Here is a 19,535-nt window from a genome sequence, read left to right on the forward strand (position 1 = left end):
AGGTAACAAATGTTATCTCAAGCGCAACTAACGATGAGTACCTTTGCAGCAGATGAATTTTTAAGCAGTAACAAGCTATGGTTAACAAGATGAAAGACTATCTCCCAGAGATAGAAATGGATAAGATGAAGACGCTTCTTGACGTTGAGGAGCGTTACGAAACAGGTAAGATAACACTTGAGGAAGCACGCGAGATCATGCGAACAAAGGTGGGGAAGATTCGCCCCTATCACATTGCTTACATGGAGCAGACGCTTAAAGATGGTGCAGAAGATGAGTGTGTACGTGTGGATATGCGCAAGGTGAACGAGCTACTGGAGGGCTTCATGGATACGAGCCGACCAGAGTTACCAGCCGACCATCCGCTTACACATTATTATAAAGAGAATGATGAGATGCGCAAACTGCTGCTCGCTGCGGAGGACTTGGTGCAATATCCCGTCATAAAGAACCAATGGCTCGAATTGTACGATCAGTTCCGTCAATACCCAAAGCACTATCATCGCAAGCAAAACCAGCTCTATCCGCTATTGGAGAAGAAAGGTTTTGATCGCCCAACAACAACGATGTGGAACTTTGATGACATCGTTCGGGATGAGATCAAACGCTGTTATCAACTCCTCGAAGACGGTAAGGACGATGAGTTTATAGCTGCTCAAAAGGAGATGATAGCCCTTGCGCGCGACCTTATGGATAAGGAGGAACGCATCCTCTACCCCACTTCCTTGGCATTAATCAGCCCTGCCGAATTTGAGGATATGAAGTCAGGAGATCAAGAGATAGGCTTTGCTTTCTTCGATGTTAAGCATGAAGAAACGCCCAAGACTGCCACAACGTCCACCGCTGATGATAGCTCATTTGCGGCTGACTTACAGGCTCTTTTGAAGAAACATGGCTATTCCGTTGGCAGCGATCAAGAGTTAGACGTGACTACAGGAAAGCTCACTTTGGAGCAAATCAACCTTATTTATAAGCACTTACCAGTAGACATCTCTTTCGTAGATGAGCATGAATTGGTGAAATTCTATTCGGACACTGACCATCGAATATTTCCTCGTTCGAAGAATGTCATTGGTCGCGAGGTCTCTAACTGTCACCCTCGCAAGAGTGTGCATATCGTTAAGGAGATTGTCGAGAAGTTCCGTAATGGGGAGCAGGATAAGGCTGAATTTTGGATTAACAAGCCTGAGGTGTTCCTCTACATCGTCTATTTTGCAGTGCACGATGACGCCGGTAACTTCCGCGGTGTACTCGAAATGATGCAGGATTGTACGCATATTCGTTCGCTAACAGGCTCGCAAACACTACTTACATGGGCTAATCAGGAGCAGACATCACCCACTGGTAACAAAAAGGGAAACACCCCCAACGCTCCTGATGAAAGCCCAAATTTAACCGAAGAGACGGCAAAGAAACCTATTACCATCACTTCCGAGACGCAGCTGAAAGACCTTTTTGCAGCTTATCCGACACTGAAGAAGGAACTTGCAGCACGCTACACCCCTTTCAAAATGCTAAATTCTCCACTCGGAAAGCTCATCCTCAAGAAGGCAACTATTGCTTCCGCTGGTGAGCGTTCAGGCTTAGGTGAGAAGAAACTCATCGCTATGATCAAGGAGATTGTTGGGTAAGAAGGGAGAAAAGGAAGCCTAGCAAAACCTCACAACCAGCCTCACCACATCCCATCTACAGCCACTCCCCCGTCCCCTCTCCGAATGGAATAACCCCACCCTGCCTCCCCCAAGGAGAGGAGTGCCTAACGGAAGCCAGTTAGGGAAAGCTTACTTTAATTCAAAGAGGGCGTTTCTTCGATGTGAAGAGACGCCCTTTTCATTGCAAGGAAACGCCCTCTTCGTATCAACGGAACGCCTTCTTCGTTTTGAAAGGGGTGTTCCTTTCATTAAAGATAATGCCACACTGTAGGGACAGACGCCCTCGTCTGTCCGCCCATCTATCCTTTCATGACATCCCGTTAGGCAACATCCCATCCCCCGAAGGGGCTTGGGGAGGCTTTTCTTAGCTGTGTTTTGGCGGACAGACGAGGGCGTCTGTCCCTACTTTGTGGCATCCCTTTGGATAGAAAGAACTATTCAAATAGATTACCATTAGGCACTCCTCCCCTTGGGGGAGGCTGGGAGGGGTTTCCAGACGAGGGCGTCTGTCCCTACTTGTGGATATGTCCTTCATTTAAAGAGGGCGTTCCTTCACATCGAAGAGACGCCCTTTTCATGATGAAGGAACGCCCTCTTCATTTTGAAGAGGGCGTTCCTTTGTTTTTAGTTCTGCTGCTCCTGCTAACGAGGCATTGCCTCACTACACCCCGACTATACACCACTTTATAAGCAAACAACTCTATTTACACCCCTCTCCATTCGGAGAGGGGCCGGGGGAGAGGCTGTAGTTGGACGGGGGTGAGGCTACTTCTTTCCCTTTTCTAAGCATTAAATTTGCAGGAGTAAAATATTAAGTCTAACTTTGTAGGCGATATATTAATACTTATGGACTGGTTAATAAATTTATTCCAAACACAAGACTCGGTAGCACACATCGTGTTACTGTATTCTATTGTCATTGCTCTTGGTGTCTACTTAGGTAAGATTAAGATTGGAGGAATATCCCTCGGCGTCACCTTCGTACTCTTTGTTGGCATCCTCGCAGGGCACATTAACTTCACAGGACCACGCCCTGTATTGAACTTCCTACAAGACTTTGGACTGATACTCTTCGTCTTTATGATTGGTCTACAGGTTGGTCCGGGATTCTTTGAGAGCTTCGGTAAAGGTGGATTGAAGCTTAATATCCTCTCGTCAGTAGCCATTCTGCTGAACATCTTGATGATGTTTGCATGCTACTACATCTTCTTTGACACCTCAAACAGCAGCAATCTGCCTATGATGGTAGGTACGCTTTATGGTGCCGTAACCAACACCCCGGGTCTTGGTGCAGCCACCGAAGCCTTGCATAGTGTCTTCAAAGATAACATGAACTTCGATATTGCCAATGGTTACGCATGTGCTTATCCATTGGGAGTAGTGGGTATCATCGGTGCAACTATCGCTGTTCGCTACATCTGCAAGGTTAATCTTCAAGCGGAGAACGACAAGTTGATGGAAGAAGAAGGGGAGAATCCGAATGCCAAACCACACATTATGTCACTCAAGGTAGCCAATGCTTACATTGCAGGACGTACATTGCAAGAGATCTCAGAGTTCCTTAATCGCGACATTGTTTGTACACGTATTATGAAGAACGGAGTGATTTCTGTGCCTACTCGTGATACAATTCTTGAGTTGGACGATGAGGTGATCATCGTTTCAGCAGAGGTCGATGCAAAGGCTATTCAGGCATTCATTGGTCCGGAGATTGAGGTTGATTGGCATGAAGAAGACCAACCCAAGAAGATGGTCAGCAAGCGTATTATCATCACCAACAGTGCTATGAATGGTAAAACACTGGCTAAGATGCACTTCAGCTCAGTGTATGGTGTGAATGTAACGCGCATTAGTCGTCAGGGAATGGACCTCTTCGCAAGTCGTAACCACCACTTTAATGTGGGCGACCGCATTATGGTTGTAGGTCCAGAAGAGAATGTTAATCGTGTTGCCGAACTAATGGGTAACTCTGAAAAACGCCTAAATACTCCGAATATCGCAACCATTTTTATCGGCATTATCGTGGGCATCCTCTTCGGTAGCTTACCATTCACTATACCACACATGCCCGTGCCATTGAAGCTCGGTTTGGCTGGTGGTCCATTGATCATAGCCATCCTCATTGGGCGATTTGGCTATCGCATGCACCTCGTCACCTATACCACGACCTCCGCAAACATGATGTTACGCGAGTTCGGATTAGCCTTGTTTCTTGCTTCAGTAGGCATTAAAGCAGGCGCAGGTTTCTGGAATACTGTGGTGCAGGGAGACGGTTTGAAGTATGTATATACAGGTTTCCTCATCACGATCATACCGATCCTCATCGTTGGTACTATCGCTCGCATGAAGTATAAATTCAACTATTTTACGATCATGGGAATGCTTGCCGGAACCTATACCGACCCACCAGCACTGGCATACGCGAACTCCATCTGTAATGGAGAAGCCCCTGCCATTGGTTATTCAACGGTATATCCTTTAAGCATGTTCTTGCGTATTTTCACCGCACAAATCATCGTGCTGTTCTTCTGTGGGGCGTAGTTAAAACCCCACCCAGCCTCCCCCAAGGGGAGGAGTGCCTAACGGGAGCCAGTTAGATAAAGCCTCACCCCCGTCCCCTCTCAGAATGGAGAGGGGCGTAAACAGAGTTGTTTGCTTATAAAGTGGTGTATAGTCGGGGTGTAGTGAGGCAATGCCTCGTTAGCTGGAGCAGCAGAACTAAAAATAAAGGAACGCCCTCTTCGTTTTGAAGAGGGCGTTTCTTCATCATGAAAAGGGCGTCTCTTCGATGTGAAGGAACGCCCTCTTTAAATGAAGGACATATCCACAAGTAGGGACAGACGCCCTCGTCTGTCCGTCAAAACACAGCTAAGAAAAGCCTTCCCAAGCCCCTCCGAAGGAGGGGATGTTGCCTAACAGGATGTCATGAAAGGGTAGATGGGCGGACAGACGAGGGCATCTGTCCCTACAGTGAGGTATTATCTTCGTATGCAAATAGTACTATTCACTCCCCTCTCCAATAGGAGAGATGGTGTGGGTGAGGCATCTCCTAAATAACTTCCGTTAGGCACTCCTCCCCTTGGGGGAGGTTGGGTGGGGTATTCAGAGAGGTTGGGAGGGGCTATCCCTACCGCAACAACTCCAGCTGGGGGACGATGATAACACCACGACTGATGGTTATCATACCTTCTGCCTGTAGCTGGTTGAGCATACGGGAGACGTTCAGACGACTTTGATGAAGCTCATGTCCGAGTGTTTCCATCTTTATTTTGAGTACTTTCTTACCAGCTTGCGTGATACAACGGAGGCGTAAGAAGGCAAAGAATTGTTGGCGAATTTCACTCGGATTCTGCCTCCATGGAATGCGACCCTGCCGTTGCGCTTGCATGGAAAGGATGTTGAGAAAATTCAAACGGAAGATGAGGTAGGAATCAAGGAGGCAGAGAATCTCCTCCTTACTGAGTGCCAGTAAGCTGCAATCGGTCTTTGCAGAGAATGTACGGGAGTATCTCGACATGAGTCCGAAGAGGTGTTCTGGTTGTATGACAGCTGGTGCTGATAACTCTTCGATGATACTGTATCGATGGTTATCAGCATGACTCTCCACACTCAGTGAGCCTGCCATGAGAAAGAAGAGTTGTGTACATCGGTCGCCTTCTGCCGCTAGTAGCTGCCCTGCCGACAGTTTATGGAATCCAAACTTGGTGTGTCCAACAATCTCGGAAAGCTCATCTGTGCCTATTCCGAGGAAGAGTGGGAGGCGGAGAAGGTCGTTGTGAAGTTGTAACATAAGCGAAAAAAAAGCCTCACCCCCGCCCCCTCTCCGAATGGAGAGGGGAGTGAATAGATAGAAAGAAAATGGTTTGTTCAAGACTTCCTAATCTTCATTTACAGTACTATCTACTCCCCTCTCCATTCGGAGAGGGGGCGGGGGTGAGGCTTTTATTGGGCGGGGGTGAGGCCTTTACTATACCAAACTCTTAGCTTCCCCTTGCTATCTGAATAAATAAAATACGCCATCAACTCGGGGTGACGATCGAGTAACTGCTTGGCTTTCTCTATGCCCATTACCATGAAGGAGGTGGCGTATGCATCCGCAGTGGCGCAGTTCTTGGCAAGAACAGTAGCCGAAAGAAGGGAGTGTTGGACGGGGTATCCTGTCTTAGGGTTGATGGTGTGCGCATATTTCTTACCTCCTTTATAATAGAAGTTACGATAGTTTCCACTCGTCGCCATAGCTCGGTCGGTCACATTCAGCACCGCCTCATAATCTTGATTGACGTTCACACTGTCGTCCGTAGGCTTTGTCACACCAATACGCCAGGGCAATCTCTTTTCGCTGTTGCCCTTGGTTACGATCTCACCACCTATCTCTATCATGAAATTCGTTACTCCCTTGCTTTGCAGCAAACGTGCTACGCAATCGGAACCATAGCCCTTTGCAATCGCAGAACAGTCTAACATAACGCGCGGATCTTGCTTGCGAATGGTGTTACCAACCAGTTTCACCTTATTAAAACCAACGATTTGTCGCAAGCTATCAATCTTCTCTTTCGATGGATGAACACCCGTTTTGAAGCCGAAGCCCCACAGGTTTACCATTGGTGCAACCGTGATGTCGAACGCACCATTGGTCTCTTTCGATACCTGTTGAGCGAGTGTAAACACCTCATCAAACATCTCATTCACCTTGACGGGTTTGTTCTGATTGATCAACGAAATGACCGATGACGGCTCAAAAGTAGAGAAGGTCTGGTTGACGCGTTTAAGTTCTGCATCAATCTCGGGCTGCAGGTCTTCATCACTCTGGTACGTGATGTGATAGACAGTACCGAAGATAAAGCCCGTATTATGCTGATACGGCATATCGTGCTGACACCTCACAATGGCGATAGAACCAATGAGCAGCACCAAAAGAAAGGGTATTTGCCAATAGAGTTTCTTATTCTTCATTATCGTAATCTGGTCATTTTAGTGATGGAAAGGGATGTTTGTTAGATGAGTGGTTATAGTTCGAGAAGAACGTTAAATGTGGCTCCGAGCGTTGAGGAACCGCCCCTTCCGTATCCCGGCACATACCAAGGTTCGCCCAAGTCATTGCTTTTCTGATGCGCACGAATCTTATATCTCACGCTCCAACCCATACGTATTGGTCCCCAGATTTTGGCATCTACACCGAAAGAAGCCTCTAACCAAAGCAGGTGCGAACGCACGTCAGTACCGCCAAAGGGCACTAATCCGCCCCAAATGGGGTCTTTCACGGCAGGCGCATTGACGTCATATTTGAAGCTGGTATAGCCCACCCTGCCGCCAACCAAGACGCGATAGACATCGTGCTTGTCCTTGAGTACATTGAAGTCCATACCCACACGACCGTATGGGGCACGTGTTTTATACTGTGTCGAGGTCTCATCAGCGGTCTTATCAGCCTGTCCCACACCGAGTTCCAGCACTGGATAATACTTGTCGCGGATGTTCACTCGCAATAAGGCTTCGTATTGTCCGTAGGCAGAAAGAGCCTTCATAGTGGGTCCGACGACGTCTACTCCAACTGCAACGCCCCTGAAGAACGATACAGTATCAGCCTGTACGGGTTGTGCCTTACGCTTCTGTTGTGCCCGAAGAGCCGTTGGCTGCAACAGAAGAAGACTAAGGGCGAGTAATACGAATGTGTATATTCTCTTTCGTTCCATCGTAGTCTACGTTGGGATTGTTGATACTTATCTGACTAATTCCGCGTCCCGTTGTACTCACGGCAGTGAGTTTATGGAAGAAAGCGGGCGCACAATCAACACTTTCAAAGTGGCTCACATTGGTCTTACTAATCGTTATCGTGTCAACGACAGAACGCCCAGCTGCATTGGTGAGGACGAACCGCAGGCGGTCTTGCGCACCTCCGTAGCTCATCGGCAGACTGAATTTTGTGGTCTTAATAAGGCGGTTGACGAGTACAGTGTCGGGCTTGCTACCACGGATGGCACTGATAGTCAGAGTATCACGAAGACTATCGCCCTGTATGACATAATTAGCCATTACAGGATTGTGAACGCCACAATCAAGGTCAGAGCAGCCTGTCAAAGCAAGGAGTGAACCTATGGTAAAACAGCTGAAAACGCCTAAGACATATTTTATCAGCCCTCTTCGGCTTATCGTCTTACGCCTCATATCATTCGTTATTAGTCATTATTTACACTTTATAAGTTACTTATTTACAGTTCTTTCTCTATCTGGTAATCATTGCGTCGAGGGTTACTCCGACTGATCAAATCGCCTATGAAGCCTGCAAGGAAGAGTTGTGTACCCAAGAGAATAGCGGTCAGAGCGATATAAAAAGAGGCATGATTCGACAAGAGATCACCATATTCTCCATTGTACAACATTATCATCTTCTCGACGAATAAAGTAATAAGAGCGATGAAACCAATGAAGAATACGAATGAACCAAGCAGTCCGAAGACGTGCATAGGCTTCTTTCCAAAGTTGGTCAAGAACCATAAGGTGAGTAGGTCGAGATAGCCATTAAAGAAGCGATTAATACCGAATTTCGACTTACCATACTTGCGTGCCTGATGGTGAACCACCTTCTCTCCGATACGAGCGAAGCCTGCTTCCTTGGCAAGATAAGGTATATAGCGATGCATCTCACCATAGACTTCGATGTTCTTCACCACATCCCGGCGGTAAGCCTTCAGTCCGCAATTAAAGTCATGGAGGTTATGTACACCACTGATCTTACGTGCCGTGGCATTGAAAAGTTTAGTAGGCAAGGTCTTAGATAACGGGTCGTACCGCTTCTGCTTATAGCCACTTACGAGGTCAAACTTATCCTCCGTGATCATTTGGTAAAGCCCTGGTATCTCGTCAGGAGAGTCTTGCAGGTCTGCATCCATTGTAATGACAACATCGCCTTTAGCCGCTTTGAAGCCACAATAAAGGGCTGGACTCTTACCATAGTTACGGCGGAATTTAATGCCGTGAACGTGCTCGTCCTTGTGATGAAGCTCCTCGATGATTCCCCAACTATTGTCGGTTGAACCGTCATTAACAAATATTATTTCATAAGAAAAGCCGTTGGCATTCATCACGCGTTGTATCCATGCGTGCAATTCAGGCAGACTCTCTTCCTCATTGAATAGAGGAACTATAACGGAAATATCCATTGCGTATGTTCAAATTAATATTGTTTTGAATTAGAGGTGCGTACTTGCTTCATCATTAACGCAGCAATGATTAATGAGAAAACAACGCCCGATAACACTGCTGTTATAAAGCTATTTGCAGCCAAGACAGTCGGTTCCGTCATCATTGAAAGGAGCCGAATTACATCGTTGTAAGATACATTCAACTGACTGTACATCTGCTTTGCTTCGGGCGTGGAATAGATGGTTGTGAAGACAGCTAACAGTCTCCCGTTGTCAACATAGTTCATATACAACCATTGAAGAAGGCTGAAGATCAACGCCGCATTGAAGTGAACTCGAAGGCAATAAAACAACCCGCGCTTAAAAGAAATTACCCCATTGCGACCTTCCTCACGGAACTTTTTAAAGCGATAAGCCACGAAGAAAGGTGTAGAAAAGAGCAATATCGTATAGACCTGACCTAGGAAAGGAACGTAAGTCGTATATAACAAACAAACAAAACTGGCAACCCAAAGGATTGCAAGATAGAACCCGTCGTATCGAGAATACGCCGATAACTGTTTGATCTCATCGTGTGTCATACTGCAAAATTACGGATTATTTATTATATAAAGGTGCGTCTTTATCAAAATTAAGATTATTTGTTAAAATGCGAAAAAGGCGTCCTTTCTTTTCGTAGTTATAAATTAATTGTGTACCTTTGCACCGCTTTCTCCAAGCAAGGAGAACGTTTCATACGGACAAGTCTCCTACGACCAGCTCCCTTCAAATCCCCCAGGTTGGGAACAAAGCAAGGGTAGAAGGTTGTAGCGGTGCGATAGGAATCGCTTGTCCACCTGCCTCTTTAGCTCAGTTGGCCAGAGCACGTGATTTGTAATCTCGGGGTCGTTGGTTCGAATCCGACAAGAGGCTCGAATAGATAAAATGGCTAAGAACAATAGAGAAGGTATGTCGTGAGACATACCTTCTTTTGTTTTTAGCAATGCTGATGGAGGTTGGTATGACTGTACAAGGAGCCTCACTACGTCCCCTCTACAGCCTCTCCCCCGTCCCCTCTCCGAATGGAGAGGGGCGTGAATAGTACCATCTGCTAACAAAGAGGGCGTTTCTTCGATGTGAAGAGACGCCCTTTTCATTGCAAGGAAACGCCCTCTTCGTATCAACGGAATGCCTTCTTTGTTTTGAAAGGGGCGTTTCTTTAATTAAAGATAATGCCAACCTGTAGGGACAGACGCCCTCGTCTGTCTTGCCCATCTACCCTTTCATGACATCCCGTTAGGCGACATCCCCTCCTTCTGAGAGGCTTGGGAAGGCTTTTATTAGCTGTGTTCTGGCGGACAGACGAGGGCGTCTGTCCCTACTTTGAAGCCTCACCATCAGACAACGGGGGCGTTTCTTCATTGTCAAGAGAGGCTTCCTTCGAAACAAAGGAACGCCCCCTTCGTTTTGAAAGGGGCGTTCCTTTAATTAAAGATAATGCCACAGAGTAGGGACAGACGCCCTCGTCTGTCCGCCCATCTACTCTTTCATGACATCCCATTAAGCGACATCCCCTCCTTTGGAGGGGTTGGGGAAGGCTTTTATTGCTTGTCTTTATGCGGACTGACGAGGGCGTCTGTCCCTACTTTGAAGACTCACCATCAGACAACGGGGGCGTTTCTTCATTGTCAAGAGAGGCTTCCTTCGAAACAAAGAAACGCCCCCTTCGTTTTGAAAGGGGCGTTCCGCTAATTAAAGATAATACCACACAGTAGGGACAGACGCCCTCGTCTGTCCGCCCATCTACCCTTTCATGACATCCCGTTAAGCAACATCCCCTCCGTCGGAGGGGCTTGGGAAGGCTTTTATTAGCTGTGTTTTGACGGACAGACGAGGGCGTCTGTCCCTACTCTGTGGCATCCCTTTGGATAGAAAGAACCATTCAAATAGATTACCATTAGGCACTCCTCCCCTTGGGGGAGGCTGGGTGGGGTTTCCAGACGAGGGCGTCTGTCCCTACTGTGAAGCCTCTCCCCCGCCCCTCTCCCAATGGAGAGGAGGGAGCAGATAGTGCCATTTCCCACAGAACTAACAACTCGTTTACTTGTCAACCAGTCCACTCGTCAACTCTACCTAATCATAATTTTGAATTGTGAATTATGAATTTTGAATTACACGTAGGCGTGAGCTTCTGTGGAATCTCGTGTTCCGTAAGGAACTCTGTGTCGCCTTTAGGCTTCGTGCCATCCGTGTATTCCGTGTTAAAAATGTCCCAGCAAAGAACTTATTGACGCTTTTCAACAATAGAACTGATCATAATTTTGAATTAAAGAGGAGCCTCTCCTGTATAGAATTTAATCAATCGGGTGATGGCTTGGGTGCATGCCGGACAGAACTCGGGATGGGCATTTGTGCGCATACGACAGTCTGGGTAAGCACGGTAAACACCGTGTTGAGCATAGCCAGCAGGCTCGTATGCACCCACTTTCCACTTATCTCTACGTGCGTTCGGCTTATCTAAGTCGGTTGGTTCGGGCGTCGGTAATGGAGTCTTCTTATCGATCATTCCTTCCCACTTGTTGTGGAAGTCGACCAGAGTTGTTAGGTTCGGTTCCCACGGTTCGACGTCTTTTGGATACATGTTAATCTCCTCTTTGGCATAAGCATACTCATCGCCGAGACCCGCAAAAGAGTGTCCAAACTCATGAACGACCACTGGTTTAAAGTAAGCGTGATGTGTCATTGATAGGTTGTAAGAGTTCAGAATACCGCCACCACCGTACTTCTCCGTGTTTACCAATACGATGATGTGCTCGTAAGGTGTACCCGCCAGCCAGTTGTGGAGGTCTTTGAGGTGGAGAGTAGTGAGGTATCTGTCGCTGTAGAAAGTGTCGAAATGTGAGTGGAGAGCCGTGTTCTTCCATATACCCTTCGATGGTTCGGACGTCCCGCTATCAACGGATGGGGCCTTGACAGCCACGATATTGAATCGAGAACGCAGCGATTTGAAAGGCTCGTGAGCGAAGAGGGCTTCCATCGCAATGCGACAATCCTTTATAAAGGTGGGCATCTCGGTCTCGGTGTAACCCTCCGCAATGTATGCGATGTGTATGCAGTGCGAAGGATCGGCAGCCTGTTGCAAGGTTTCATAAGGTGTGACATTACGCTCGCCGATGTGCCGGATGAGTATATCCCGTGGTGCAACGGTGTGCGTCATGCGGTTAGTAACCTCGCGCCGGTTGTTCCTTAGTTCGATAGTTACATCTGCCGTGTCCTTTGGATAAGGTACGAGAAAGACATTCTCAAACGATTTCTTGCTATCACCCTGCGCCTCGTCGTAGGTGAGCCACTCCTGAAATAAGGTGGAGAAAGAGTTTCGATAGATCACTTTCTGCGTGTGATGATCACGCACAATGACCTGTCCATTGCCCTCAACAGGCACTTCGGCGAGTCGTTCGTGCTTGCCGTACCAATGTGGGATACGTGATAGTTCGTCCACAGCGATAGTCTGCTCTTTCGCATTCCCAGCGAAGATGTAATCCAAACGCAGCGTTGCATCCTCAAAGTAATGGTTGAAATCCTGTGCAACAGTACTCATGGAGAGTGCGAGGAGTAAGGTAGTAATGACTTTTCTCATAGGTCTTGAAAATTGGTTAGAGTTGTTTTTTATCTTTCTCCAGATAGTTATCATCTGTTCAACATTATATATCTATCATTTGCAAAGTTATAAATAATTAATGATAATAACCATCAAGAAGGAGATTATTAATTTATCATTCATCATTCAAAGTCCATAGCTATGATTATTATTGAGAGTTGTGAGCTATGCTGTTATTGGTTTATTTTGATACTAAAGAGAACTTTAAAAAGGTAGAATAGAGGTTTCTCACATGGTTCTTTCCTGTTATTTTAGATTCTGGAAGATAGTGGGGAGAGTGTTAAGATGAAATAGTCTCAGGATGAGAAAGTGTTTACGGAATAGAGAGGAGTTTTATTTTTGCTGTCACTACTGTCATTGTGCTTCTGTGTATAAACCATTGATAATGAATGAAATAACGTAAATGTTAAAACTGACAGCAAACTGAATTAAAAATAAATAGGGGTTTTTTGAAATCCTTTCTATAAAGTATATATATAAAAGATATATGCAATTAGTAATAAAAATACGGTTTTATCAAAAAAAAATTACCATTCACTTCCTATTTAACAAATATTATGCCTATATTTGCAAACATGTTTAACCTGTGGTAATGAACCTCCATAGGAAAACTAAGAACCATCCAATATCACAAAGAAAGCAAGCTTTAAGCTCGTTCTAATAGCCAAACCAAGTCGTATCAAAGATAATAATCAACCTGAATAATTACATTTATGAAACTAAGAACGTGGATGTTTATCCTGTTTCTGTTCACTGGATTAAGCTCTGCCTTAGCCCAGTCTATAACAGTAAAGGGTAACATTGTAGATGAGAATGGGGATGCCTTACCGGGCGTAAGTATTATCCCTAAGTCAGCACCTAAGTCGGGTATTGTGTCGAACATAGACGGTTCGTTCACCCTAAACGTGCGTAGTGGAGAGAAGTTAACATTCAGTTTTGTGGGCTACAACAGCGTTGAACGCACCGCAGCTCCACAAATGAATATCAAGATGGAGCCCACTGAACAAATGATGAATGACGTTGTCGTCGTCGGTTACATGGAACGGAAGGTGGCAAACACATCGGCATCTGTCATCAAAGTTGGTGCTAAAGACCTTGAGATGAAACCTGTTGCTAACCCCTTGGATGCCGTGCAGGGTAAGGTGAGCGGACTACAAGTCTTCTCCTCTTCTGGTGAACCTTCTGCACGCTTATCTATGGCTCTTCACGGGCAAGGATCGCTTGGTGCGGGTACTGGTCTATTGGTTATCATGGATGGAATGCAGGTCAGTATGGCTGTGTTGCAAGCGATGAATCCTAATGATATCGAGAGCGTGCAGTTCCTCAAAGATGCTGCTGCAACCTCTATCTATGGTGCTCGTGCTGCCAATGGTGTTATGTATGTAACTACGAAAAGAGGGCGCACCGAGACTCGTCCCAGTATAAATGTTCGTGCGCAATATGCGGTCTCTTCACTTGCAAATACCGATTACTTCGATCAGTTGATGACGGGACCTGAACTACTAAGATACTATGAAGAAACAGGCATATATACGCCTCAAGAGGTTGCAACCTTTAAAGAGAAATACTTCAAAGAAACCGACTTTCAATGGTATAAATACGTTTATCAATCAGCTCCAATGTACACAGCTGATGTCTCTGTATCTGGTGGAAACACGGGCGTAAGATACTATCTTTCAGGTGGAGCACTCAGTCAGGACGGTTTGAGAATGGGCTCCAGTTATAAAAAGGTGTTCGGTCGTATCAACCTTGATGCGAAATTGAATGATTGGGTAAGAGCCAATATTAACACCCAAGTATCATACGATGCTACACGCGTATCTCCCTTTGGTAACAACAATGCAGTTGGTGGTGGACTGGCAGCAATGAATGCTCCTTTTGCCTCACCTTACGACCCTAATACAGGCAAAGAACTCGTGCGCGTTCCTTTATTAGACATCGCCACACCTTCACATGTTATCTCTACGAATCCTGCGAAGACGAATAATTTCATCCTGTCTACCAATGGTAATCTTACTATTACACCTATTAAGAACCTCACCTTACGCTCTTTAATAGGATTGGAGCTCGATTATGGTAATAGTCGTTCACGTACCCTTCCAAGCTATTATCGTGCTTATGGTAATGGAAGTTCCGAACGTTCGTTCTCAATGGCATCGAATATTACCATCACCAATACGGCTTCGTATAATATGACCTTTGGTGATCATCACCTGACAACACTGCTCGGACATGAATACACCAACTATAAGGATGATGGCTTCTCGGCTGCAGGTTCAGGCATACTGGACGATCGTCTCTACTTGCTTAACAATGCAACTAAGAATAAGAATATCGGTGAAGACACGAATGGATACGCTTTCTTGTCATTCTTCACACAGTTATCTTACGATTTCTCTGAGCGTTACTTCGTTGATCTTGTCCTACGTAACGATGCCTCTTCACGCTTCGGCAAGAACAAGCGAAACGGTCTTTTCTGGTCATTGGGATTGTTATGGAAAGCAAAGAAAGAGAAGTTCTTGCAAGATGTGGCATGGTTGAATGACTTAGACATAAAGGCGAGCTACGGTACTCAAGGTAACTCTTCTATTCCGCCATATAGCACTTCAGCTTATGCAGGAAAGGTCGGTCAGAAGAAGGGAGACATGAGTCTTGGCTTCATAAGTCTGGGTAATCCCGACCTTGGATGGGAGCATCAAAGCAAGTTCACAGTGGGTGTGAAGACTCGTATTCTCAATCGTTTAGACTTGAATGTGGAGTATTATAATCGTGTAACAAGCGATATGCTCTTTGAAGTTCCTCTACCTTATACATCTGGTTTAACAGTTGGTAGTGCTGGTTATCCTACTCGTTACGAGAATGCAGGACGCTATCTGAACCAAGGTATCGACCTCCAGTTGAATGTAGACATCCTACGTGGACGCGACTGGGGAGTATCAGCTAATGCGAACCTCAACTATAATAAGGATAAAGTTCTCGAACTCTTCGAGGGTAGGCAATCATGGCAAGAACCAGGTGGACAGCTCTCTTACGTTGTTGGAAAGCCTGTTCAATTCGTCTTACCATTATATAAAGGTGTGAATCCTGATACTGGTGTGCCTGAATGGTATCGCCCGGGAGCAGACAAAAACAAGCCTCATCGTGATGATAAGGACGTGGTTAACGAGTGGTCAAGTTCGCTGAATCAGAACACTGGAGTGGATGCTTACACTCCATTCACTGGTGGTTGGGGTATCTCTGCATACTGGAAAGGCTTTTATCTGAACGCTGACTTCTTCTTTGCATTAGGTAAACACATGATCTCAATGGATAAGCAGTTCTATGAGAATGATTACTTTGTTCGTGACAAGAAAGATAACTTCAATGGTTCAAGAAGGCTCTTCGACTATTGGAAACAACCAGGAGATAAGACGGAATTTCCGTCTCTTGCATGGGTTCGTGACCCTTCACACCAGAGCACTTATTTAGACTCGAAGATGCTGGAAAACGCTTCTTTCATGCGCTTAAAGAACTTCACTCTGGGCTATGAGTTACCTCGCAGAATACTTGGACAGCAAAAGGTTATACGTTCAGCAAAGGTATTCTTCACAGGTCGTAACCTATTAACATTTACGAAGTTCCGTGGTATTGACCCTGAAGTAAACCGCAACGTTTCTTATGGAGTGAACCCTAATACAAAACAGATGAGCGTTGGAGTGGAACTTGGTCTCTAACAATAACATAAAAAATGAGTATCTATATGAAAAGAACAAAGATATTATTTTGGGCATTCGCACTCTTGTTTACGTTGCAAGCATGCGACTTGGATCGTGATCCAGCTAACTACATAGACTATGGAAAGTCGTATCGCAACATGCAGGATGCCAAGAAGTGGGATAATGGAATATACTCAACTCTACGTGGAAAGTTCGGTGGTGGATATGTTATTCCACAAGAGGCTCAAGCAGACATGCTTAATGCGCACGCCGCTTTCGGCAACCTTTATGGTGAGTTCCATGGCTGGACTATCAAGCCAGAGAGTGCTGTTTTACAGGAGTTATACCACTCTTATTATGCAGCACTCATCGATGCAAACGTTGTCTTGAAGCTGTTACCAAAGATGGAGGTGAGCAGTGATGAACAGGTACAAAGGAATCATTTTCTTGGTGATGCCTACTTTGCTCGTGCCTTTTATCACTTCAATTTAGCCTTACGCTGGGGTATGATTTACGATAAAAATACGGCTGACAAGGATCTTGGAGTGGTATTGGAGACAGAGCCTGGATCAATTGATAAACCGAAAAGAGCTACTAATGCAGATACCTATAAGCTCATCCTTGCAGACCTGCATAAGGCTGATTCTCTTCTAAATGACGTTGCCGTTGTACAAGGAAATACGGAGATTAGTGCTGATGCAGTTAAAGCTTTGCGTGCAAGAGTGTACCTTTATATGGGAGACATGACAAATGCTTATACCGAGGCTAAGCAACTAATCGACCGCGGAACATATCCTCTCATTACTCCTTATTATGGTCAATTGGATGCTAACAATAAGGTGGATCCACGCAAAGATGCCTTTGCGCAGATGTGGTTCTACGATAATGGTATGGAACAAATATGGCAACCTTTCGTGGACAAAGAGAATGAGATTGCCACAACAACAGGTTTCTACGGGGCTGACTTGTCTACTGCCACATATTGGGATAATCAACATGATGCAAGTAAGATAGGCGATTACAACAAGCCTGCCTACGTACCAACTCGGGAGGTTATCAACGATCTCTTTACAGGCGAGAACGACCACCGTGCACAGGTTCTATTCGAGTTCGTCCATACGACAGTCAATGATATGAATGCCTCAACTCAGCTCTATGTCATATCGAAGTTTAAAGGTAATCCTAACTACGCAACACTCAATAGCACGCATTGGGGTGGTTATGTGCCTAATGGGAATCAAGCTCCAAAGCCATTCCGAATTGCTGAACAATATCTCATTGTAGCTGAGGCTGCATACGATTTAGGCAATATCAGTGATGCACAAAACTATCTTAATCAATTGCGCAGATCACGTGGTTTAGATCCAACAACCCTCACTGGCGATGCTCTATATAAAGAGATAAAGAATGAGCGAGCACGTGAGTTGGCTTATGAAGGCTTCCGCCTCTGGGACTTGAGACGCTGGAAACAAGGCGTAAAGAAGCGTACTTTCCAAGGAAGAGAGAATTATTACAAGGTACCAGCAGCATTCTATGCAGGCGGATATAAGGTCGACATACAACCAGACAACTATATGTTTGTATGGCCATTACCTAAGAATGAGACCTTAATAAATACCAACCTCTTACCTAACCCAGGATGGGGAGATAAATAGATAACGCATAATTAAAAAAGAAACACTATGTATAAGAGAATAAAAATATGGGCATTCTTAGCAATAGCAGTCTTAGCCGTCGCATGCCAAAAGGATCTTGTCTTAGGAGGGACTGAGCGTATTGTCTTAGGTGAATCAACCGCAGTAACGCTTGTACAAGAGGGTGAGACGAAACTTGTTGATGTCTCTTCTTTAGGCGATGATTGGCAGATTGAGAATGAGGCACACAATGCCTGGCTCACAGCAAATCGAAGAGGAACAACCTTAGAGTTAACTGCTACAGCCAATAATGATGCTGACGAACGTCGCACAGAGGTTACTATTGCGACTCCAACAAGCAAACGGACGATTACTGTGACACAATTCGGAACAGACCCAACGATTGCTGTTGAGGGCGGTAATGGTACGCTGATCCTCAATCATGAGGCACATACAGGAGTGGAGGTAAAAGTTATCTCCAATTCAGATAATTGGACAGTTGAACAGTTAGACAAGGCTACCAACAACTGGCTTAGCTATGACGTTGACCTCAAGCAACGCAAGTTAACACTCAACCTCACCGCTATTGAGCGTAACAGCCAATGGGCACAGACCAGCCGAAGTGAGAAGCTATTCCTATCCAATGGCAATAAGCATTACGAGTTAACTATTATGCAGAATGGGTACGTTCAGTTCCAGTTACCAGTGTGGGATTTCGATAACTTCGATATCAATAAGGTAATAGCAATGGAGGCAGAAAGGCATAATCTCCGTGATAAAGCATTTGAGATTGACTCGCTCTTACCCTATCATCAGGATCAAAAGAAGGTGTTTACGGTATTCCATTCACCAGGTGAACAGGCTCCACACATCCTCTATCAGCAGAAGAACAGTGGTACGGATATGTATTGCGCATGGCTTAAAGCACCCAAAGGTAAGCTATTCCAACAAGACTCATACGAGCCTTGGTTAAAGCAAAATAACTTCAAATTAGGTAACAAGCAACGCCTTGATACAGAGTCACAGTATTTTAATGAAGAGATAGATAAGACTCGTCTCATTACGATTTATAACTCTGTTGACAACTTCAAGATGGCTGGTGGTATCTTTAGAAGTGCCTGCATGAAGTATCTCGAAACGCCTAATAGCTTGAAAATCAATAGTAATGGTAAGGCCGAAACATTCCCTGTCTTCCCTTCTGATTACCTACATAATAAGGCGTTCAAACTCGATCAGGTGGTTGCGTTCGAGCGTCAACGTGGTATGAAACCAGACTATAACAACCAGTTTAATTCAGAGAACGTAACAGCCACAACAGAGGATCCGCTCTGTCGCTACTCACGCTTAATATTTGTGCCAGAGAACGAGAGTTACGAGCCCGGAACATTAGCTTATGTTATCTACTTCTTTAATTGGCAAGGTATCACGGAAGAAGATATTGATGCTGGATTAGTCAAAGATAAAGACCTTAGTGGTACTGTTGGTTCATGTCAAGTGTTCTATCAGGGAGGTGATGTCTTCTACAATCGTGAGGAGCAAGGAACGCCTGGTGTATATACTTGGTATGAATATTCTATACCATTCAGCACACGCCGTGCGGTTGAAGACAAGGGTTACAGCCTATTCAGAGAGGCAAGTGGTGGATTCGCAACCTTCTATCGCGGCAGTGAGAATCTGATAGACCTTCGCCCGCAAGAGAGCCGTACTGTCATCACTTACTACAAGAGTAAGCACTATGTAGACTTAATTAAGAAGAACCTTAACTATTAGACTTT

The 19,535-nt window shown here is 45.4% G+C and carries 12 protein-coding genes, 1 tRNA gene and 1 other RNA gene; 7 read left to right on the forward strand and 7 right to left on the reverse strand.

The genetic code is table 11. The features are described from left to right. The first annotated feature begins 77 nt into the window (after window positions 1–77). Both D464_RS0109790 and D464_RS0109795 read left to right on the forward strand, forming a co-directional pair. Window positions 78–1,631: a DUF438 domain-containing protein gene (locus D464_RS0109790; RefSeq protein ID WP_018911245.1), complete on the forward strand. Its 1,554-nt coding sequence runs from the start codon at window positions 78–80 to the stop codon at window positions 1,629–1,631. An 867-nt stretch (window positions 1,632–2,498) separates the two neighbouring features. Beyond that, the gene (locus D464_RS0109795) at window positions 2,499–4,193 is read left to right on the forward strand and encodes a putative transporter (protein ID WP_018911246.1); all 1,695 of its coding nucleotides are present in this window, start codon (window positions 2,499–2,501) and stop codon (window positions 4,191–4,193) included. Between the two features lie 586 nt (window positions 4,194–4,779). Here D464_RS0109795 and D464_RS0109800 read toward each other — a convergent pair. The 6 genes from D464_RS0109800 to D464_RS0109825 form a co-directional block, all read right to left on the reverse strand. Continuing rightward, window positions 4,780–5,442: a Crp/Fnr family transcriptional regulator gene (locus tag D464_RS0109800; RefSeq protein WP_018911247.1), complete on the reverse strand. Its 663-nt coding sequence runs from the start codon at window positions 5,440–5,442 to the stop codon at window positions 4,780–4,782. Window positions 5,443–5,594: 152 nt separating this feature from the next. Continuing rightward, complete coding sequence (locus tag D464_RS0109805) at window positions 5,595–6,605, reverse strand: FAD:protein FMN transferase (RefSeq protein WP_018911248.1); 1,011 nt, start codon at window positions 6,603–6,605, stop codon at window positions 5,595–5,597. Window positions 6,606–6,658: 53 nt separating this feature from the next. Continuing rightward, window positions 6,659–7,345: a DUF6048 family protein gene (locus D464_RS0109810; protein ID WP_024985835.1), complete on the reverse strand. Its 687-nt coding sequence runs from the start codon at window positions 7,343–7,345 to the stop codon at window positions 6,659–6,661. Next, on the reverse strand, window positions 7,302–7,817 hold the full coding sequence (locus tag D464_RS0109815; protein ID WP_024985834.1) for a DUF6452 family protein: 516 nt from the start codon (window positions 7,815–7,817) through the stop codon (window positions 7,302–7,304). The genes D464_RS0109810 and D464_RS0109815 overlap by 44 nt, the downstream gene beginning before the upstream one ends. Window positions 7,818–7,861: 44 nt before the next feature. Next, entirely contained in the window at window positions 7,862–8,812 is a 951-nt protein-coding gene (locus D464_RS0109820; RefSeq protein ID WP_018911251.1) for a glycosyltransferase family 2 protein, read from the reverse strand. Window positions 8,813–8,826: 14 nt separating this feature from the next. Beyond that, on the reverse strand, window positions 8,827–9,375 hold the full coding sequence (locus D464_RS0109825; RefSeq protein ID WP_018911252.1) for a DUF4199 domain-containing protein: 549 nt from the start codon (window positions 9,373–9,375) through the stop codon (window positions 8,827–8,829). A gap of 157 nt (window positions 9,376–9,532) precedes the next feature. Between D464_RS0109825 and ffs the strand changes: the two genes are divergently transcribed. Both ffs and D464_RS0109830 read left to right on the forward strand, forming a co-directional pair. Continuing rightward, window positions 9,533–9,629, forward strand: an RNA gene (gene ffs / locus D464_RS13390) — signal recognition particle sRNA small type. A gap of 3 nt (window positions 9,630–9,632) precedes the next feature. Continuing rightward, window positions 9,633–9,706: transfer RNA gene (locus D464_RS0109830), tRNA-Thr, on the forward strand. A gap of 1,393 nt (window positions 9,707–11,099) precedes the next feature. On the opposite strand, the gene D464_RS0109835 is transcribed toward D464_RS0109830, so the two are convergent. Further along, a complete protein-coding gene (locus D464_RS0109835) occupies window positions 11,100–12,410 on the reverse strand; it encodes a M64 family metallopeptidase (RefSeq protein WP_024985833.1) in 1,311 nt (436 codons plus the stop codon). A 734-nt stretch (window positions 12,411–13,144) separates the two neighbouring features. On the opposite strand from D464_RS0109835, the gene D464_RS0109840 reads away from it, so the two are divergent. From D464_RS0109840 to D464_RS0109850, 3 genes are read left to right on the forward strand one after another with little or no spacing between them, the layout of a single operon-like run. After that, window positions 13,145–16,144 carry a SusC/RagA family TonB-linked outer membrane protein gene (locus D464_RS0109840; protein WP_024985832.1) on the forward strand — a complete coding sequence of 1,000 codons (3,000 nt, stop codon included), beginning with the start codon at window positions 13,145–13,147 and terminating at the stop codon, window positions 16,142–16,144. 14 nt (window positions 16,145–16,158) lie between these two features. After that, window positions 16,159–17,781 (forward strand): RagB/SusD family nutrient uptake outer membrane protein, encoded by a 1,623-nt coding sequence (locus D464_RS0109845; RefSeq protein WP_018911255.1) that lies wholly within the window; start codon window positions 16,159–16,161, stop codon window positions 17,779–17,781. A 27-nt stretch (window positions 17,782–17,808) separates the two neighbouring features. Then, on the forward strand, window positions 17,809–19,530 hold the full coding sequence (locus tag D464_RS0109850; protein WP_018911256.1) for a BACON domain-containing protein: 1,722 nt from the start codon (window positions 17,809–17,811) through the stop codon (window positions 19,528–19,530). The last annotated feature ends 5 nt before the right edge of the window (window positions 19,531–19,535 follow it).

The sequence above is a fragment of the Prevotella veroralis DSM 19559 = JCM 6290 genome (genome assembly GCF_000377625.1).
In the GTDB taxonomy this organism is placed as follows: domain Bacteria; phylum Bacteroidota; class Bacteroidia; order Bacteroidales; family Bacteroidaceae; genus Prevotella; species Prevotella veroralis.